At 43.4% G+C, this 18078-nt stretch carries 12 protein-coding genes and 1 pseudogene; 5 read left to right on the top strand and 8 right to left on the bottom strand.

What is annotated here, in order from left to right:
* Positions 1-21: 21 nt before the first annotated feature.
* The 4 genes and pseudogenes from HMPREF9010_RS10470 to HMPREF9010_RS10455 form a co-directional block, all read right to left on the bottom strand.
* Entirely contained in the window at positions 22-1533 is a 1512-nt protein-coding gene (locus HMPREF9010_RS10470; RefSeq protein WP_004309656.1) for a DUF6850 family outer membrane beta-barrel protein, read from the bottom strand.
* Positions 1526-2758: a DUF4876 domain-containing protein gene (locus HMPREF9010_RS10465; protein WP_004324552.1), complete on the bottom strand. Its 1233-nt coding sequence runs from the start codon at positions 2756-2758 to the stop codon at positions 1526-1528. Before HMPREF9010_RS10465 ends, HMPREF9010_RS10470 begins: the two co-directional genes overlap by 8 nt.
* A 4-nt stretch (positions 2759-2762) precedes the next feature.
* Positions 2763-5601, bottom strand: a pseudogene (locus HMPREF9010_RS10460) (TonB-dependent receptor).
* Between the two features lie 240 nt (positions 5602-5841).
* Positions 5842-6849: an aspartate-semialdehyde dehydrogenase gene (locus HMPREF9010_RS10455; RefSeq protein ID WP_004299708.1), complete on the bottom strand. Its 1008-nt coding sequence runs from the start codon at positions 6847-6849 to the stop codon at positions 5842-5844.
* A 252-nt stretch (positions 6850-7101) separates the two neighbouring features.
* On the opposite strand from HMPREF9010_RS10455, the gene HMPREF9010_RS10450 reads away from it, so the two are divergent.
* From HMPREF9010_RS10450 to HMPREF9010_RS10440, 3 genes are read left to right on the top strand one after another with little or no spacing between them, the layout of a single operon-like run.
* A complete protein-coding gene (locus HMPREF9010_RS10450) occupies positions 7102-9237 on the top strand; it encodes a cation:proton antiporter (protein ID WP_008649538.1) in 2136 nt (711 codons plus the stop codon).
* Positions 9219-9953, top strand: a complete 735-nt coding sequence (locus HMPREF9010_RS10445; protein ID WP_008649541.1) for a ThiF family adenylyltransferase — start codon at positions 9219-9221, stop codon at positions 9951-9953. Before HMPREF9010_RS10450 ends, HMPREF9010_RS10445 begins: the two co-directional genes overlap by 19 nt.
* Positions 9954-9961: 8 nt before the next feature.
* Positions 9962-10621, top strand: a complete 660-nt coding sequence (locus HMPREF9010_RS10440) for an ABC transporter ATP-binding protein (RefSeq protein ID WP_008649544.1) — start codon at positions 9962-9964, stop codon at positions 10619-10621.
* Positions 10622-10799: 178 nt separating this feature from the next.
* Here the strand turns inward: HMPREF9010_RS10440 and HMPREF9010_RS10435 are convergent, their stop codons facing one another.
* Positions 10800-11717: a helix-hairpin-helix domain-containing protein gene (locus HMPREF9010_RS10435; RefSeq protein ID WP_008649546.1), complete on the bottom strand. Its 918-nt coding sequence runs from the start codon at positions 11715-11717 to the stop codon at positions 10800-10802.
* A complete protein-coding gene (locus tag HMPREF9010_RS10430) occupies positions 11717-13087 on the bottom strand; it encodes a sodium-dependent transporter (protein ID WP_004309661.1) in 1371 nt (456 codons plus the stop codon). Before HMPREF9010_RS10430 ends, HMPREF9010_RS10435 begins: the two co-directional genes overlap by 1 nt.
* A gap of 103 nt (positions 13088-13190) precedes the next feature.
* Between HMPREF9010_RS10430 and HMPREF9010_RS10425 the strand changes: the two genes are divergently transcribed.
* On the top strand, positions 13191-13586 hold the full coding sequence (locus tag HMPREF9010_RS10425; RefSeq protein ID WP_008649548.1) for a VanZ family protein: 396 nt from the start codon (positions 13191-13193) through the stop codon (positions 13584-13586).
* Positions 13587-13705: 119 nt separating this feature from the next.
* On the opposite strand, the gene HMPREF9010_RS10420 is transcribed toward HMPREF9010_RS10425, so the two are convergent.
* Positions 13706-15001, bottom strand: coding sequence for a UDP-N-acetylmuramoyl-tripeptide--D-alanyl-D-alanine ligase (locus tag HMPREF9010_RS10420; protein ID WP_008649550.1), 1296 nt, complete (start codon positions 14999-15001; stop codon positions 13706-13708).
* Between the two features lie 77 nt (positions 15002-15078).
* Complete coding sequence (locus HMPREF9010_RS10415; RefSeq protein ID WP_008649552.1) at positions 15079-17094, bottom strand: sensor histidine kinase; 2016 nt, start codon at positions 17092-17094, stop codon at positions 15079-15081.
* 117 nt (positions 17095-17211) lie between these two features.
* Here HMPREF9010_RS10415 and folP point away from each other — a divergent pair, with 117 nt between their 5' ends.
* Entirely contained in the window at positions 17212-18078 is an 867-nt protein-coding gene (gene folP / locus HMPREF9010_RS10410) for a dihydropteroate synthase (protein ID WP_008649554.1), read from the top strand.

Below are 18078 nucleotides of genomic sequence, written 5' to 3' on the forward strand. Positions count from 1 at the left end.
GTTTATTTATATTCATTGTTTTCAAAAAGTATATCCTAATTTGATAGTCTCGTTCCAACGGTTCGAACCATCTATATATTGCAGGTTGAAACCGTGCGTATAACTACCTTCTACTTCCGCATAAATTCCATAGTTGAAATGATAGCGCAATCCGAGATGAAATGTCGCTTGTGGGGCGGTTGCATATTCATTTTTCAGATTGTAATAATCAGTCAGCCGATAAGGCGGATTACCCGGTTCCGTATCTGTTGCCGTAGTCCTGTTTTTCTCGGTAAAGTTTCCTATGGCAAAGGATGCAGCCGCTTTCAGGTCGAGTTTCCCTAGATGAAATACGCTGGAGATATAAGTCTGGCTACAAATCATCTTTTCCGAAACCACATAAGGATACATCTGTGTGGTCAGTCGTCTGAATGTTGATATATTCGTTCCCAGGCGAAGTTCCGTGCGGGGACTAATCAATTCATATTCGGGATTAGCAGAGAAAACATCCTGCTCAAAAATACGATTGGAACCGTGTACGTGAGTGGTCGTTATCCCGTTCACAGTTTCTTTGGTTATCACATTTTCGTTGTTGACCAGATGTGACCATTGCAAGTTCAGTCGCAGAAAATGCTCTTTCTTTCCCTGTTTGAAATGATAACTCAAATGGGAGGTAATTCGGTGGGTTGGAAATTTAAACCAGATAGCATCTCTTTCACCGGCAGAACCTGAAGAATATGTGTATTCTGCATCTCCGTAAAATCCTTTCCATTGAAGTTGCACGGCTACCCCGTTCGACAATTCTTTGATGGGGAAACCGTTGACACCCGATTCACTAAGATGGATTCCACTCCCGTCCCATGCCTCGTAAGCTCCATACATAAGTCCTTTATCCAGAAAAGCATTGTAAGAGTTTTCGGCTGTACCGATGACTTCTGCTTTTACTGATTCGCTATTTTTGCCGAGAATATAGGAAAAGCCGATCGCCATATCTCCCAAATGATACATGATGCTGGGGGCTATTTTCAAATCCAGTCGGTAATTGGTATGCCGCAAGTCCTTTCGTTTGGAATAGTTGGAAGCGGCAAAGTCTATCTTTCCTCCTAATCGCCAGTTGGGTGAAATATCAGTTGCAATACCACCCATGAAAGTGTAAGTTTGCAAGTCTTTACGTCCGGGTGTGAACTCCAGGAGGTCTACGGGATAAAATCCTGGGTGGATAAACATCGAACCGCTCATATCCTTGCCTGAAGTATGATCGAATGAGAACGAACCCGTCAGTGAATAACCTTTCAGATGAGTGATGGACTTTGCTACCGCTCCGGCACTCCATGCTTCTTTTGCTTCGTAATAGTTGCGGAAATCACCGTGGTTATTCTTTCCGTACAGTTCGGCATAGGAAGCAGAAATACTGTCCATCATGATACCTGTGACATTTGTCCCGGCATTCCAGGAGTTACGCCGTTCGATGATGTCATAAGTCTGCGCCGAAACTCCGGATGTCAGACATAGGATCCAAAGGCCTGTTATATATATTTTCTTCATCTCACTCATGCAAAGATTGTTTTTCCCGTTCATAAAAATCGGTAGAAGAGTTGTTTGTATCTACCAGTACTTCGTAACCCGCTTCCTGTGTCGCTTCTTCATCCACATGACGGTATAAACTGCGTCCGTTGTATGTGGCACTTTGAGTGACATATCCCGCATCGATGGATGGAGAAATACGCTTTTTATTGTTGGAAGAACCGCCATAATATACTTCCGTGCCATCAATCATCCAGTCAAGTGGTATCGCTATCACCTGATCCGTAGTGCTTCCCGGTTTTTGTATGACGCTTCCCTCTTTTAGAACGAAGTCCTGTATCGTGGTATCCTTGGCTTTAAAAATAACCGCGGCAGGAGAAAATATCGAGAATGAATAGGCGTTCGCCTGACCAGTCTTCAACACTACGTTCAGGTAATGATCCGGTGTGATCTGGTCGCCCGGAGCCGGATGATACTGTGTGTTCGGAAAATAAACATTATTATAGCATACAAAATATCCGGGTTTGTTCAGGTTGACAGATTGCGGATATTGTGCCGCATGGTCAACCGCTCCGTTGATGGCAATCACTGCATCTTCTCCCGGCTGAAGCGGGAACGTTTTACCGGTACCGCCAAATTGCCAGATACACTGAACGATGGGAGCAAAGTCCTTGAAGATGGTTGCTCCGGTTACTTCATCCTGTGTCACCCATACATTAGTGGCTTGTGAATTGTAAGGGTCGAGTGCTCCGAAGCATAAACTATCCAGATATTGCACTTCCGAGTCGTTATTATGCAGGATAATGTACTTGTCGGACTGATAATTTCCTTCCAGCGGTAACTTTGTGCATCCTCCGCAGTAAATCTCTTTAATAATGATCGTCCCGGCCTTGGAATGAATGAGCGGGAGATTAAGAGACATGTCTCCGCTGGTTAGTTTGACATTATCAGCTAATCCGTTGAAAATATCCTTTCCGCCTTTGTCGCTGACTTGTACGCGGTATATACCTTTGGTCAAAGAGAATTGCGCCACTCCATTCTTGTCGGTTTTAGCCTTGTAAGAATTTCCACGGTCGACATCTTCAATCTTTACGGTCACTCCTTCCCGGAGATGATCCGTGTATCCGTCCGGATATACGGCAGTAACCTGCAGGCTGTGCAACTGGTTGTCATACGGATTCTCTTTATCGATATCTGTGCATCCCGCAAAGATGCCAGTCACTGTTAGTAATAATATGTAGATGAATTGTTTCATATAGTTAGAATTTGATACGGCAAGTAAGTCCATAATAGAAATCCGGGGTGAAGAGAGCGCTTACACCCGTTGCATGAGATTTTACATAAGGCCGTGAGTTGGTGAAATTAATCGCATTGAGAGAAAGAGATACATAGTCTCCAATCTCTTTGGTGATATTGATATTGGCAGAAAAATAAGGATCATATCCGTCTGCTGCAAATGTATAGGCATTGCCCGATTTGCGTATCAGGTAGGAGAATTCCGGATTCGCGGCTTCCGCTGATGTGAAAGGATGCATCTCATTATTCAGGTCGAGGTATGCTACCGGCCAGATAGCGGTATAAGAGTTACCGTCATAGATACTTCCCCCGGTTTGGGTATTACTGCTTTCGCTCACATTGAAAGCATATTCTTTTCCTTGATACTCGGAGATGTTCTGCGAACGCTTCACAAGCGAAGCTTCCAGTCGGCACGAGATAATCAGTCTGGCTTTCGGAATACGGGTGATGGCTGTGATATTGGCATCCAGCGAGTGGGTACGCTTGCCGTTGGCAGTAGTCGATAAGTTGTCGCCGTTGGCGTAGATACCTACATATTGGTAAGAACGATTGGCAAGACTGGTGTGCGACCATCCATTCTGATAATAATACGATAAAGAGTTGTCGATGTATTTCGTATAAGTATAAGCGGCATCTACCCGGAATTGCGTGCGAATCGGAGTAATTTCCGGGAAATCAACAATCATTTCCGCTCCGCGACGAATCACGTCCATTCCATTGTCGGGAGAAGTTGACTTTACAAAAGTCTGGTCGGTCACTTTGACATCCATAGGAGTCCAGTAACTGGATGCATTGTCGCGTATGTAAACCATCCCTGTCTGGTTATCTACATTGATTTGCGGGTTAGTCGGCATCGTGAATCCATCCGGCAATTGGAGCACATCATAGGAGAACGGAGTATAAGTACTTGCGTATTTATACGGCAGCTTGGTACGGTTGAAATAACCGACTAATGAAATTCTGGTACGGGCAATGTTGACGTCCAGACCGATTTCTGCGTTCTGATTCCGTTGCCAGCGTAGGTTTTCATTGTGCAATAACGTGTAGGGCTGACTATAATATATATAAGATGATTCAATCTTATTATAGGAAAAGCCGAAGGTCTGTATGTCCCGATATTCCTGTTTGGGATACAAGGTGTAGAAAGAGGGCAGCTTTTCGGTAATTCCCCAACCGCCACGGATAGCGATATGTTCGTTCAACTGCCATCTGGCATTGAAACGTGGTGAAAGAGTATTCAGGTTCTTATATTTCGTTCCCTTGATAAACAAATGTTCCCAACGTACCCCTGCCATCAGTCTAAGCATGGTATTTCCCACAGGAAATGACAGACTTTCTTCTGCATAAAGCGAAACATTATGCATATATGGATAAGTAGTGTAAGGACGGGGACGATAACCGTTTGGAGCCAATGATGGGTCTTTGTAATATTCTCCTTCACCCACATTGCCTGTTGCTTTCCATTGAACACCCGCTTTCAGGTTGCTGTTTACAGTCTTAAATCGTCTGTTCCATTCATATTTTAACGATGCGGCATAATCCAGTTCTTTGGAGTCGATGATTTGGTCGGCAAAGTAAGTATATGGCAGTTTGTTTGCCATAAAATATCCTTCCTCTGTGGCATGAACAGCCGGTTGCTCCGATGCATAGGAGTAGAACGTATGCGCGTGGGAGTTGTTATCATTGTAGTATATCGATGCGTCGAACTTAAGGTTGGTTATCCACGATTTGTTGAGCAGCCAGGCCAGTGAAGTGTTTGTCCGGAATACGTTATCTCTCACTTTGTTGTATTCTCCCGAATAGGCATCAGGATCATCTTTGGTATTCATTCCTCCGATATTGCCTGTAACACCGATGTCGAATCTTAATACGTTGCGGAACGTGTTGCTATATCCGGCAGAGAATCCTCTTCTTGTATAAGAAGAATAGGGAGATACCAACTTTTGAGTAGCCTTGGTCCACTCACCGTTTATGTTGATGACACCTTTATTGTTTCCTAAATCCAATCCTTTAGCAAATGAAACCTGTTCGGTGCGAGGATTGATAGACAGCAATATGTTCCAGGGTGTTTTCCCTTTCCGGGTGTGAACCTTGACCATACCACTATTCAAGTCTCCATATTCTGCCGAAGGCACTCCGGTGATGACTTCCACCGATTCAATATCTGCAACAGTGATATTCCGGGTATCCACTCCGTTCATATTGCCAAACGAACCATTGTTTCCAATACGAACTCCATCCACTTCTACGGCTGTTCCAAATGCGGCATTACCGGCTGTTGACCCTCCGTCGCGTAATGAGAAGATATTATTGGTGGTAAGATCCGGCACTTTAGTTTTTCCTCCCGGAAGGAGAGCGGAGATATCGCTCACGTTGGACACCTGTAGATGTTCCAATGCATGATTTCCGATAGTGAGCGTCGTGTTTAATTCATTTTTTGGGTGCTTGTGCAGTGACGACTACATCATCCAGTGCAAGTGTATTTTCTTTGAGTATGATAGGAAGGTTATTGATATTGCTGCGTACATTTACGGGAATTGTTGCCGGTACATAACCAAGAAAAGAAACCTCCAGATTATATTTTCCCTCCTGTACTCCTTGTATCGTAAATTCTCCTTTCTGATTGGATACGGCCCACAAATAGGTACCTTTAATGAGGATAGAAGCACCAGGCAAAGGGGAATTCGTTTTTGCCTCGGTCACACGTCCCGAGATTGTATAGATGTTTGAATTAGCTGTGGCCTCAAATAAATTGAAAAATAGTAGCCCCCAGAATGCTATATTAAAAAGACAATATTTCATAGATAAGTTTTGCGCAAAATTCGATAAAAAGTGACTTTCTATCAATCACTATAAATAGTTATTTTGGTAAATGCTGATACCTATAACTAGTGACTTCTTACCTACGAATAGGTATTTTCTCTCTGATTACGGCTTGGAGAATAAAAAACCGGCTTGCATTGTGATCACTATCACATTGCAAACCGGCTGATTTATTGGGCTTATCTATAGTTGTCTGGATATTATATCCAGTCTGTTATATTAGATATTTTTTACTTTAATCAAATATTCGGCAATCTGAACAGCATTCAGGGCAGCCCCTTTCTTAATCTGGTCACCTACAATCCAGAAAGTCAATCCGTTTTCGTTTGTCAGGTCTTTGCGGATACGGCCTACGTATACCGGATCTTTACCTGCCAGGAACAACGGCATCGGGTATTCTTTTTCGGCAGGATTGTCCTGCAGAACCAGACCTTCACCGTTAGCGAATGCTTCACGAGCCTCTTCTACGGAAATCGGACGTTCAGTTTCTACCCAAATACTTTCAGAGTGAGCACGTAATGCAGGAACACGTACGCAAGTTGCGCTAACTTTTACGTCAGAATGCATGATCTTGCGTGTTTCATTATACATCTTCATCTCTTCTTTCGTATAACCGTTTTCTGTAAACACGTCGATCTGCGGAATCAGGTTGAAAGCCAACTGATAGGCAAACTTCTCTACAGTCACAGGTTCGTTTGCCAATACCTGACGATATTGTTCGTACAATTCGTCCATGGCAGCGGCACCCGCACCACTTGCTGCCTGATAGGTAGACACATGCACGGTTTTTATATGAGAAAGCTTTTCGATGGCTTTCAGTGCAACTACCATCTGGATAGTCGTACAATTCGGGTTGGCGATAACGCCGCGCGGACGTTCCAATGCATCCTCTGCATTTACTTCAGGCACCACCAAAGGCACATCGGCATCCATACGGAAAGCGCTGGAGTTGTCGATCATCACAGCACCATACTTGGTAATTGTTTTCTCGAACTCCTTAGATGTTCCTGCACCGGCAGAAGTGAAAGCAATGTCTACCCCTTTAAAGTCATCGTTGTGTTGTAAGAGTTTCACCTCGATCTGTTTACCGCGGAAAGTATATGTTGTTCCGGCACTACGTTTAGAACCGAACAAAACTAACTCGTCCATCGGGAAGTTTCTCTCATCGAGCACGCGCAGGAACTCTTGTCCTACGGCTCCGCTTACGCCAACAATAGCTACTTTCATCTTTTTCTTTTGTTAAATTGTGAATATTGAATTTCTCTCCTTATCCTGTCGAATAGAAAAGATTTGGCTGCAAAATTATAACAATTTAGCATATAAACATCGCTTTTGAGAGAAATATTTCAGTTTTTCGGCGGATTACTCATGCTTCCGTATAGTTGGACGTGGTTATTGGAGTGAAATGACCATTAGACATTCATTGGATTCTGCAAACTTTTTTGTTCCTTTGCAGAAAATTCCTAAAAAACACAGCCTATGAACCTGTTTGATCTCAATTTAACGTTGCCGATTTCTGATCCGACCTGGGTGTTCTTTTTGGTACTAATTATCATTCTTTTTGCTCCGATGATTTTGGGGCGTCTCCATATACCTCATATTATAGGCATGATTCTGGCGGGTGTCTTGATTGGCGAACACGGCTTTCATGTACTCGACCGAGACAGTAGTTTCGAACTGTTCGGCAAAGTAGGGCTCTATTATATCATGTTCCTTGCCGGTCTTGAGATGGATATGGAGGACTTTAAGAAGAACCGGACGAAAAGTTTCGTGTTCGGCTGGCTTACCTTTCTGATTCCTATGGTGTTGGGAATATGGAGTAGTATGAGTATGCTGGGATATGGTTTTCTTACGGCGGTATTGTTGGCAAGTATGTATGCTTCTCACACCTTAATTGCTTATCCTATTATTAGTCGTTACGGACTGTCTCGTTTGCGCAGTGTCAATATCACCATTGGTGGTACTGCTGTCACCGTCACCCTTGCTTTGATTATTCTTGCTGTCATAGGAGGCATGTTTAAGGGAACTGTCGATGGCTGGTTCTGGGTATTTCTTGTGGCAAAAGTGGCTTTCCTCGGATTTCTGATTGTGTTCTTTTTCCCCCGTATCGGACGCTGGTTCTTCCGGAAGTACGATGACAGCGTGATGCAGTTTGTATTTGTGCTGGCGATGGTTTTCCTCGGAGGAGGATTGATGGAATTTGTAGGAATGGAAGGAATCTTAGGAGCTTTCCTGGCGGGCTTGGTATTGAATCGCCTGATTCCTCATGTATCTCCTTTGATGAACCGGTTGGAATTTGTGGGAAATGCACTGTTTATTCCCTATTTTCTGATTGGTGTCGGAATGATTATTGATGTAAGAAGCCTGTTTACCGGAGGTGAAGCATTGAAAGTGGCTATTGTGATGACAGTGGTGGCAACCTTTAGTAAATGGCTGGCTGCCTGGATCACACAAAAGATCTATCGGATGCAGTCGAATGAACGGAGCATGATATTCGGTTTAAGTAATGCGCAGGCCGCAGCTACACTGGCAGCAGTGTTGATCGGTCATGAAATCATTATGGAGAATGGAGAACGGTTGCTGAATGATGATGTATTGAACGGTACGGTAGTGATGATACTTTTCACTTGTGTCATCAGTTCTTTGGTAACCGAACGTTCGGCACGTCGTTTTGCTCTGGATGAAAATGTGCAGGCGGAAGAAGAAGCTAAGAAAGTAAATACGGAACAAATCTTGATTCCGGTGGCTAACCCGGAGACGATTGAAGATTTGATTAATCTGGCTTTAGTAATAAAGGATGCTAAGCAGAAAAATGCATTGGTGGCATTGAACGTTATCAATGACAATAACAGTTCGGAGAAGAAAGAGCAGCAGGGTAAACGTAACCTGGAGAAGGCTGCCATGATTGCCGCTGCCGCCGATGTGCCTGTCACGATGGTGAGCCGTTATGATTTGAATATTGCTTCGGGGATTATCCATACGATTAAAGAATATGAAGCTACGGATATTGTGATCGGTCTGCACCGGAAGGCTAATATTGTCGATTCTTTCTTCGGACATCTGGCTGAAAGCCTATTGAAAGGTACGCATCGTGAAGTGATGATTGCCAAATTCCTGATGCCGGTTAACACCCTGCGCCGAATTAATATTGCCGTTCCGCCAAAGGCTGAATATGAATCGGGTTTCTCAAAGTGGGTGGAACATTTCTGCCGTATGGGAAGTATCCTCGGCTGTCGGGTGCATTTCTTTGCCAATGGGCGTACATTGATGCGCCTTCAGCAACTGGTGAAGAAAAGACATGCAGGTACCCCGACAGAATTTTCCATCCTGGAAGAGTGGGAAGATCTCCTGTTATTGACAGGACAGGTGAATTATGACCACTTGCTGGTGGTTGTTTCTGCCCGTCGCGGGTCTATCTCTTACGATACCTCTTTTGAACGTCTGCCGGCGCAACTGGGAAAATATTTCTCTAATAATAGTTTGATTATCATCTATCCCGATCAGTTTGGAGAACCGCAGGAAATTGTGTCATTCTCTGATCCTCGCGGGCATAATGAGTCTCAACATTATGAGAAAGTGGGTAAATGGTTCTATAAATGGTTAAAGAAAAACTGATGGAAAGATACGACTGGCAACAGAGAACAGCACTCCTGTTAGGAGAGGAAAAGATGGAACGCATCCGCAACGCGCACGTATTGGTCGTGGGATTGGGTGGAGTGGGAGCTTACGCCGCCGAGATGATCTGCCGCGCAGGAGTCGGACGGATGACGATTGTAGATGCCGATACAGTGCAGCCTACCAATATGAATCGTCAGTTGCCGGCCATGCATTCCACATTGGGAAAGGCGAAAGCGGAAGTATTGGCTGCCCGTTATAAAGATATAAATCCGGATATCGAATTGACTGTTCTGCCCGTCTACCTGAAAGATGAGAATATACCGGAACTGTTGGATGCCAATCAATATGATTTTATAGTAGATGCTATTGATACGATCAGTCCGAAATGCTTTCTGATTTATGAGGCGATGAAACGTCGTATAAAGATTGTTTCCAGTATGGGAGCAGGAGCGAAGAGTGACATCACCCAGGTTCGTTTTGCCGATCTTTGGGAAACGTATCATTGCGGTTTAAGCAAGGCGGTACGGAAACGCTTACAGAAGATGGGAATGAAACGGAAACTTCCGGTAGTGTTCAGTACGGAACAAGCCGATCCGAAAGCCGTGTTGCTGACGGATGATGAACAGAATAAGAAATCGACGTGTGGAACAGTCAGTTATATGCCGGCCGTGTTTGGGTGCTATCTGGCTGAATATGTCATTAAACGATTATAAAGGCTATTATGATAAAACTAGAAGGTATAACGAAGAGTTTCGGCTCATTGCAAGTGTTGAAAGGCATTGATCTGGAAATCAATAAAGGAGAAATTGTCAGTATCGTAGGTCCGAGCGGTGCCGGTAAAACGACTTTGTTGCAGATCATGGGCACTCTCGATGAACCGGACGCAGGTACGGTGCAGATTGACGGAACAGTGGTGAGTCGGATGAAGGAGAAAGAACTATCTGCATTTCGTAATAAGAATATTGGTTTTGTTTTCCAGTTTCACCAACTACTGCCGGAGTTCACGGCATTGGAAAATGTGATGATTCCCGCTCTAATCGCCGGGGTATCTTCGAAGGAGGCGCACGAACGCGCTATGAAGATTCTGGATTTTATGGGACTGGTTGACAGGGCTTCTCATAAACCGAATGAATTGTCGGGAGGCGAGAAACAACGGGTGGCGGTAGCGAGGGCTTTAATCAACGATCCGGCAGTTATTCTGGCAGACGAACCATCCGGTAGTCTGGATACACATAATAAAGAAGATTTACATCAACTGTTCTTCGATTTGAGAGACCGGCTGGGGCAGACTTTTGTCATTGTGACGCATGACGAGGGGCTTGCCAAAATTACGGACCGGACCGTTCATATAGTGGATGGTATGATTAAAAAGATTAATTAGAGAACCTAATTTCTAAAAATGTATACCAAAAAGGTAGAGCCTTGCAAGTGTTCTATCTTTTAGCTATATATTTATAGTCGCTTCTCTACGGAAGTCTGTGAAGATGATAGTAGAGTGTTTGTTTTGTTTGTGTGTGATGCATTCTTGTCTGGTGTGATAGGAATGCATCTTTTTTTTATTAATTATAACAAATGTAGGGCTCTAGCCGTTCAAGATCAATAGGAGTGAACTCCTCATAGAGAGATAATTGCTTCAGACTTTTTAAGAATCCTTTCTTTTTCCGATATTCTATGATAACCTTTGCTTGGTAGTAGTTTATGTATGGATGATGCATCATTCGTTCCATGCCGGCTTTATTTACATTGATGCGGCGTGTCTGATGGGTGTCAATGGAAAACCACGGACGGAGTTTCTCTGCCTTTAGATGAATCTCCTGTAACTGCTCTATTCGGAAAAAGCCTCCCAGCCGTTCGCGGTAATTCACAATCATCCGGGCAATGCTGCTTCCGATTCCCGGAATTTTCTTCAGTTCGGTGGTATCTGCGGAGTTGAGGCTGATGATAGTTCCCGGGAGATATTTCACAAGGGTGTCCCGTTGTATGCTTGGTGTGGTTAACAATCGTACCGTGTCTTTATTTGTCGAACTGAAATCTTCTGTAATTTGTATATAAGGACGAAGAGTCTGGTATTGTTCTTCCGTGAGTCCATATATCTTTCGGAAATCTTCCGGGTGGCGGAATTTACCTTGTTTATAGCGATAGTGCAGGATATTCTTTATCATCCAGGATGGTAATCCAAGCGAAAGAAAAGTAGTGGAGTCTGCGGTGTTCGGGTCAAACATCGCAAGCTTGATTTCCCTTTGAGGGGATGATTGAAAAGAATGACCGGACTTTTGGTGAGGTTTGGTTTCCCGGAGGGAGGGAATAAAGTCGTTGTATTCCTTATCGAACTTCTCGTTCTCTCTGCAGTCGGTATCTTCAGCGTGTGTGAAAAAGGAGAAGAGTTTAGGGGCGGCATATACTCCTAAAATAAGAACGACAAGGACGATAATGCCTTGTCGTTCTGTTTTAGTATAATAAAGGAAGTCTTTCCACATTATAGCTTGATTAATCCCAGTTCATTGATAAATATCAGTGAGATGGCGATTGGTGCGATATATTTTAATATAAAGATAATGAGTTTGTATACCGGTACCTTTAATGAACCGTCATTGGTAATCTCCGACCATACAATCTTCTTGTCCAGATACCATCCGGTAAAGAGGGAGATGCACAATCCGCCCAGTGGTAACATGATTTTAGCTGTTACAAAGTCGAAGAGGTCGAACATGCCCAGTCCGAAAACGGTAAATCCTTTCATGACTCCCAGTGATAGTGAACAGAATATTCCGAGGAAGACACAACCGCCGGTGACTAACCTTGCTGCTTTTCCACGGGAGAGGTTGAACTCCTCATGTAAATAAGCGGTTACTACTTCGTGCAGGGAAATGGTAGAAGTTAAAGCAGCCATTGCCAACAACGCATAAAACATGACAGAGAATATATATGCCAGTATGGGAACTCCGCTAAATGCCTGTTGGAATACATTAGGCAGGGTGATAAAGATCAGACTCGGACCTGAATCAGGTTGTATGCCTACGGAAAAAGCTGCCGGGAAGATGATAAATCCGGCTAGTATCGCCACAAAGGTATCAATGATTCCTACGCTGAAAGCTGTTTTGGTCAGGTTGGTTTCTTTACTGAAATAGGAGGCGTACGTACAAAGGCATCCCATTCCCAAACTCAATGAGAAGAACGCTTGTCCCATGGCACTCAAAAATACATTTCCGTCCACTTTGCTAAAGTCGGGCTTGAGCAGGAATTCGATACCTGCACCGGCTCCCGGCAGAGTGACCGAGCAAACAACCAGTATGAGGATAATGATAAACAGGGTAGGCATCATGATCTTGGAGGACTTTTCGATTCCTTTTTCTACCCCTTTCACAATGATGAAATGAGTAATCAACAAGAATGCCACCAACCATACAACCGGTCTCCATGGGCTACTGGAGAATTGTTGAAAAGAGGATATGAACTCTCCGGAGGTTTTTCCGGCAAAGCCATTAGTAGCAGCTTCAAAAATATATTCGAGTGTCCATCCTGCTACTACAGCATAATAACTAAGTATCAGGAAGCCTGCCAATACCCCCATGCGTCCTACCCAACGCCAATGTGTTCCAGGTACTAATTTCTGATATGCTCTAGCTGTGTTAGCTCTCGAACGGCGTCCTATCAGGAACTCGGCAATCATAATAGGCAATCCCAGAAGAAGAATGCAGCCTAAATAGATCAATATAAAAGCAGCGCCTCCATGGTTTCCTGTTTCATAGGGAAACCTCCATATATTACCCAATCCGACTGCAGAGCCGGCAGAAGCGAGTATGACTCCTAATTTACTGCCGAAGTTTGCTCTATCATTTTTTGCCATAAATCTTGTTTTATCTTACAAATCGTTATAAAATATACGTATTAGAGCGCAAATATAGAAAATGATACTTATATTTGCACGAAAATTGTAACATTATTTAGATATGCTATCTTATATTAAGAAATATCCAATCTCGCTTTTTATCATTCTGACAGTGATTTATCTGTCGTTCTTTAAACCGCCTAAGACGGATTTAGATGAAATTCCCAACCTCGACAAACTGGTTCATGTTTGTATGTATTTGGGTATGTCGGGGATGCTGTGGCTGGAATTTTTGCGTGCACATCGCAGGGACAATGCTCCGATATGGCATGCATGGGTAGGCGCATTCCTTTGCCCTGTACTTTTTAGTGGTTGTGTGGAATTGTTGCAGGAATATTGTACTACTTACCGGGGTGGAGACTGGTTGGATTTTGCGGCCAATACAACAGGGGCGGTTCTGGCTAGTTTAGTGGCCTATTATGTCGTACGACCGAGGATGAAAATAAATAAGCAGTAAAAGGCAACCTATGAACAACAACGGTGAATGATAAACGGTGAACGGTAAACGGTGAATAATGGTTGACTATATCATATCCATTATTCACCGTTTACCGTTCACCGTTTATCATTCCGGCTTTATAGAAATTCTACCGTTGAACTAAGTTTGATTCCATTGGAACCTTTAATGAGAATAGTATATCCTTTGGGTTTATCTTCTTGCAAATCCTTTATAACTTCCTGCACATTTGCATAAGTTTTAAAAGAATGTTCACTTGCGGCAAACTGTTCTCCCACGAGCCATACTTTCTCAAAATTACTTTCTTTGATGTAGTCAACGATTTTCTGGTGTTCGGCCGGGCTATCAGCACCCAGTTCGCGCATATCTCCTAATATGAGCATCTTGTGGGGAACTGTCATATTCCGGAAGTTTTGCAAGGCAGCCATCATGCTGGTTGGGTTTGCGTTATATGCGTCGATGATAAGCGTGTTATTTTCTGTCTTTTTAAGTTGGGAACGGTTGTTCTGTGGCGTATACTCTGCCAGAGCTTTATCGATCTTCTTTGTTTCCACTCCGAAGAAACGTCCGATAGTGATTGCAGCCAGGGCATTGGGGAAATTATATTCTCCGATCAATTGTGTACAGACTTGATGGGCTTCACCGTCTTTACCGGCTTTCCATTCGAAAGCAAGATAAGGCGAATTGCCGGTAATCCGGCCATTGACATAGAGATCATCTTCTGTTCCATAAGAAATCAGGTTCAGTCCCTGTGAGATATTCATCAAATAGGGGTTATCGTGATGGATAAAGGTGATGGCATCTTTCTTGCGGAGGAAATCATAAAGCTCTCCTTTGGTCTTGATAACTCCTTCGAAAGAACCGAATCCCTCCAGATGAGCTTTGCCTACGTTAGTGATAATACCATAATCCGGTTCGGCTATTTCGCAAAGAAACTTGATTTCCCCCGGATGGTTGGCGCCCATCTCAATGACGGCAAGGTCATGTTCCGGTTTTAACCGTAGCAGGGTAGTCGGTACGCCGATGTGGTTGTTGAGATTACCTAAAGTATAGAGTACATTGTGGGCTTGGCAGAGAACGCTGGAAATTAACTCTTTGGTGGTTGTCTTCCCATTAGTGCCCGTAATGCCGATCACTCGCGTTCCGAGTTGGCGGCGATGATAGTTGGCAAGCTGCTGCATGGTTTGCAGGCAGTCGTCTACAAGTATATATCGTTGATCGCCTTCTACGGCATACTGTATTTCATCGATAATGGCAAACGCGCATCCGGAGTCCAGTGCTAATTTGGCAAATGCATTACCGTTGAACGACTCACCTTTCAAGGCGATAAACAAAGAACCGTCCGGACAGTTCCGGCTATCAGTAGTTACTGATTGGCAATCCAGAAAAATCTGGTAAAGAGCAGAAAGTTTCATAACCTGATCTTTTATTTAAAACGTTGCAAAGATAGGCTATTCTTTCGGATTTGATGGGAGTTCGGGCAGTTTTTTGCTTAGGCATATATCAAAGGAAGAGTCAGGATCATCCGGCATCCTTCTGTGTAAGAAGTGTCGATTCGGAGGCTGCCTCCTAACTTTTCGGCAATACTCCGGCATATCGGAAGTCCGAGCCCGGTGCCCTGCGTGAAAGAGTTCATTTTGTAGAAACGTTCAAATACTGCTTCCTGTTGGTCTTTCGGGATGCCTGTTCCTGTATCGGTCACACTGATTTCAATTTTCTTTTCAGCTTCCAATACGGAATAAACGATGCGAATACTGCCATGAGTCGTAAATTTAGCGGCATTATGTGCCAGGTTGTTCAATACTTGTGATATACGTTCCGAATTACTGCGTATGAGCAGGCTTTCTCTTTCAGGTTCGAATAAAACCTCCACATCTTTCTGCGTGTTATCTTTGGCAACTTCAGATGCAAGTTGACAGATCGCATGAAGGTCTGTTTCGGCGTCAGTGGGCAGTTGTTCATATTGATCCAGTTCGGACAGCGTGAGCACATCAGTCACCAGTCGAAGCAAGTCGTTGCTGTTACTTTTGATGATATTGACAAACTCCTGTGTTTCCGGACTATTGCTGTAATGGTCGCTTAATACTTGCGAGAAGCCTACGATAGAGTTGAGCGGTGTGCGGATTTCGTGCGTCATGCTTTGGATAAACGTTGTTTTCATCCGGCTGCTTGCTTCCGCTATATCTTTGGCTTTACGCAATTCTTCCCTCGATACCATAAGTTCTTCATTCCTTGTTTTAAGTTCGGCTTCCGAAACTTTCAGTTTGCGTTTCAGGAAATTTTCTCTATAAAGGAATATGAATAAGATACCTAATAAAATAATCAATGAAATAATCAAGGTTGTTTTATTATGCAACTCCTTCTCTTGTGCTTGAAGCATGAGTTCTTTCTTTTCGGCATTGAGCTTTTCTACATTTAATAAGGTGGCGAATTCGCTGCTGGACACTTGTTCATTGGCTATTTTCAAAGAGTCATCCGTGTTGATGTACATTTGCAGATATTTGACCGCCAGGTTCATATTTCCCATCTTTTGGTAGATTTCTCCCTGTGTGCGGTAATGGATGCTGCTAAGTATGCTTTCGCTTAAACGACGTTCTTCTTTTTCCTGCATCTTTGCGGCTTCCAGCGCTTTCTGATATTGTTTGGTCTGCTGGTAGTATAAACATTCTATATTATACAGTCTCTTTTTGATAGACTCCAGTCTTTTGTCCTGTTCAAATGCCGCCTGACACTCCTTCAGTAATTTTTCGGCAGCTTGAAAGTCGCCGAACTTGCTGTAGTAGTTTACAAATTCCAACTTGGCAGATATTTGTTGCGTAGAGGAATTGGCAGTCGCAATGGCTTTTTCCACAGCAGCTAATGCTTCTTTTTGCTTTTTCTGGTTGATGTAATAGTTGGCTATCTGGGCATAGGTCTGGGAGATGTTGTAGTTTTCGATCTTGTATTTTTCAGTCAGTTCGATTTCTTTCAATCGCCACTCGAACGCCATTGAATCGAATCTTTTGATGGTGTAGATTTGCGACATGATGTTATAGCAACGGGAGAGGCCGGTCTTATCATCCTCTTCTTGAGCTTCTTTTAACATGTTTTGCACTTCATAAAGTGCTATGTTTGTTCTGCTTGTTTTTAGGTAATAGGTGATTAATCTGTTCGCCCATGCGAAGTAATAGTATTTAGGCTGATGAGTGGCCTTGGCGAATTCTTTTACTTTGTTGGTATAGTGGATTACGCTGTCTTCATTGGTTCCCTGGAAATAATAATAATCCAGTTGAGTGGCTATGGCTACTGCCTGCATTCGTTCGTCCTGCCGTTCGCCAGCCATTCGGAATAAAGTGTCGGACATATTAAGTACAACAGGCTCTAATAAGTATTCTTGACAACGTTGATAATATTCATAGAGAGTAGAGTCAACATTGAAAGTTTCAGCCTCTTTTTGAGCTTTAGCAGTAGTGGTAAAGAACAAAATGAGGAAAAGAAATCCTACGTGAAATAGGGTTAATCGGCTCATGGTATGAATTTTTCGGTTTCTTCTATAGTTTGCAAATATACGTTTATTTCTTCTTTTTAGTACGAATACTTGCTTTTTTTATCTACATTTGTAGGCGATCTAAAAGGAATGTTGTCAATGATGAAACCTATATCTCCTATTTATATAAATGTAAAAGGGCGGTTGCTCGATCTTGCTACTCCGCAGGTGATGGGAATATTGAATGTAACTCCCGATTCTTTTTATTCCGGCAGCCGGATGCAGACCAAAGAGGACATTGCTGCCCGGGCCCGTCAGATACTTGATGAAGGTGCTTCGATAATTGATATAGGCGCCTATTCTTCACGGCCGAATGCCGAACATATTTCTGCTGAAGAAGAGATGAACAGACTACGTACCGGTCTGGAAATCCTGAACCATAATCATCCGGAAGCTATTATCTCTGTTGATACTTTCCGGGCTGATGTAGCCGAAGAATGTGTGAAAGATTATGGAGTTGCTATGATTAATGATATAGCTGCCGGTGAAATGGACCACCGGATGTTTCAGACAGTAGCCGACTTGGGAGTGCCCTATATTATGATGCATATGAAGGGAACACCCCAAAGTATGCAGAAAGAACCGTCTTATGATAACCTGATTAAAGACGTTTTCCTGTATTTCGCTCGTAAAGTGCAGCAACTTCGCGACTTGGGAGTGAAAGATATCATTCTCGATCCGGGATTCGGATTCGGAAAAACATTGGAGCATAATTATGAACTGATGGCGCATCTGGAAGAATTCCACATATTCGAACTTCCCGTTTTAGTGGGAGTTTCGCGGAAATCAATGATTTATAAATTATTGGGAGGAACCCCGCAAGATTCGTTAAACGGGACAACCGTATTGGACACTGTTGCGTTAATGAAAGGAGCGCACATCCTGCGTGTACATGATGTGCGTGAGGCGGTGGAAGCTGTCCGGATCACAGAGAAATTAAAAATAGAGAGTGGATATGACAAATAA

Origin of the sequence: Bacteroides sp. 3_1_23, from assembly GCF_000162555.1 — a bacterium.
In the GTDB taxonomy this organism is placed as follows: domain Bacteria; phylum Bacteroidota; class Bacteroidia; order Bacteroidales; family Bacteroidaceae; genus Bacteroides; species Bacteroides ovatus.

Bases quoted from the DNA above. Each gene is read 5' to 3' on its own strand.
- HMPREF9010_RS10470 (WP_004309656.1), bottom strand. From the start codon at position 1,533: ATGAGTGAGATGAAGAAAATATATATAACAGGCCTTTGGATCCTATGT.
- HMPREF9010_RS10465 (WP_004324552.1), bottom strand. From the start codon at position 2,758: ATGAAACAATTCATCTACATATTATTACTAACAGTGACTGGCATCTTT.
- HMPREF9010_RS10455 (WP_004299708.1), bottom strand. From the start codon at position 6,849: ATGAAAGTAGCTATTGTTGGCGTAAGCGGAGCCGTAGGACAAGAGTTC.
- HMPREF9010_RS10450 (WP_008649538.1), top strand. From the start codon at position 7,102: ATGAACCTGTTTGATCTCAATTTAACGTTGCCGATTTCTGATCCGACC.
- HMPREF9010_RS10445 (WP_008649541.1), top strand. From the start codon at position 9,219: ATGGTTAAAGAAAAACTGATGGAAAGATACGACTGGCAACAGAGAACA.
- HMPREF9010_RS10440 (WP_008649544.1), top strand. From the start codon at position 9,962: ATGATAAAACTAGAAGGTATAACGAAGAGTTTCGGCTCATTGCAAGTG.
- HMPREF9010_RS10435 (WP_008649546.1), bottom strand. From the start codon at position 11,717: ATGTGGAAAGACTTCCTTTATTATACTAAAACAGAACGACAAGGCATT.
- HMPREF9010_RS10430 (WP_004309661.1), bottom strand. From the start codon at position 13,087: ATGGCAAAAAATGATAGAGCAAACTTCGGCAGTAAATTAGGAGTCATA.
- HMPREF9010_RS10425 (WP_008649548.1), top strand. From the start codon at position 13,191: ATGCTATCTTATATTAAGAAATATCCAATCTCGCTTTTTATCATTCTG.
- HMPREF9010_RS10420 (WP_008649550.1), bottom strand. From the start codon at position 15,001: ATGAAACTTTCTGCTCTTTACCAGATTTTTCTGGATTGCCAATCAGTA.
- HMPREF9010_RS10415 (WP_008649552.1), bottom strand. From the start codon at position 17,094: ATGAGCCGATTAACCCTATTTCACGTAGGATTTCTTTTCCTCATTTTG.
- folP (WP_008649554.1), top strand. From the start codon at position 17,212: ATGATGAAACCTATATCTCCTATTTATATAAATGTAAAAGGGCGGTTG.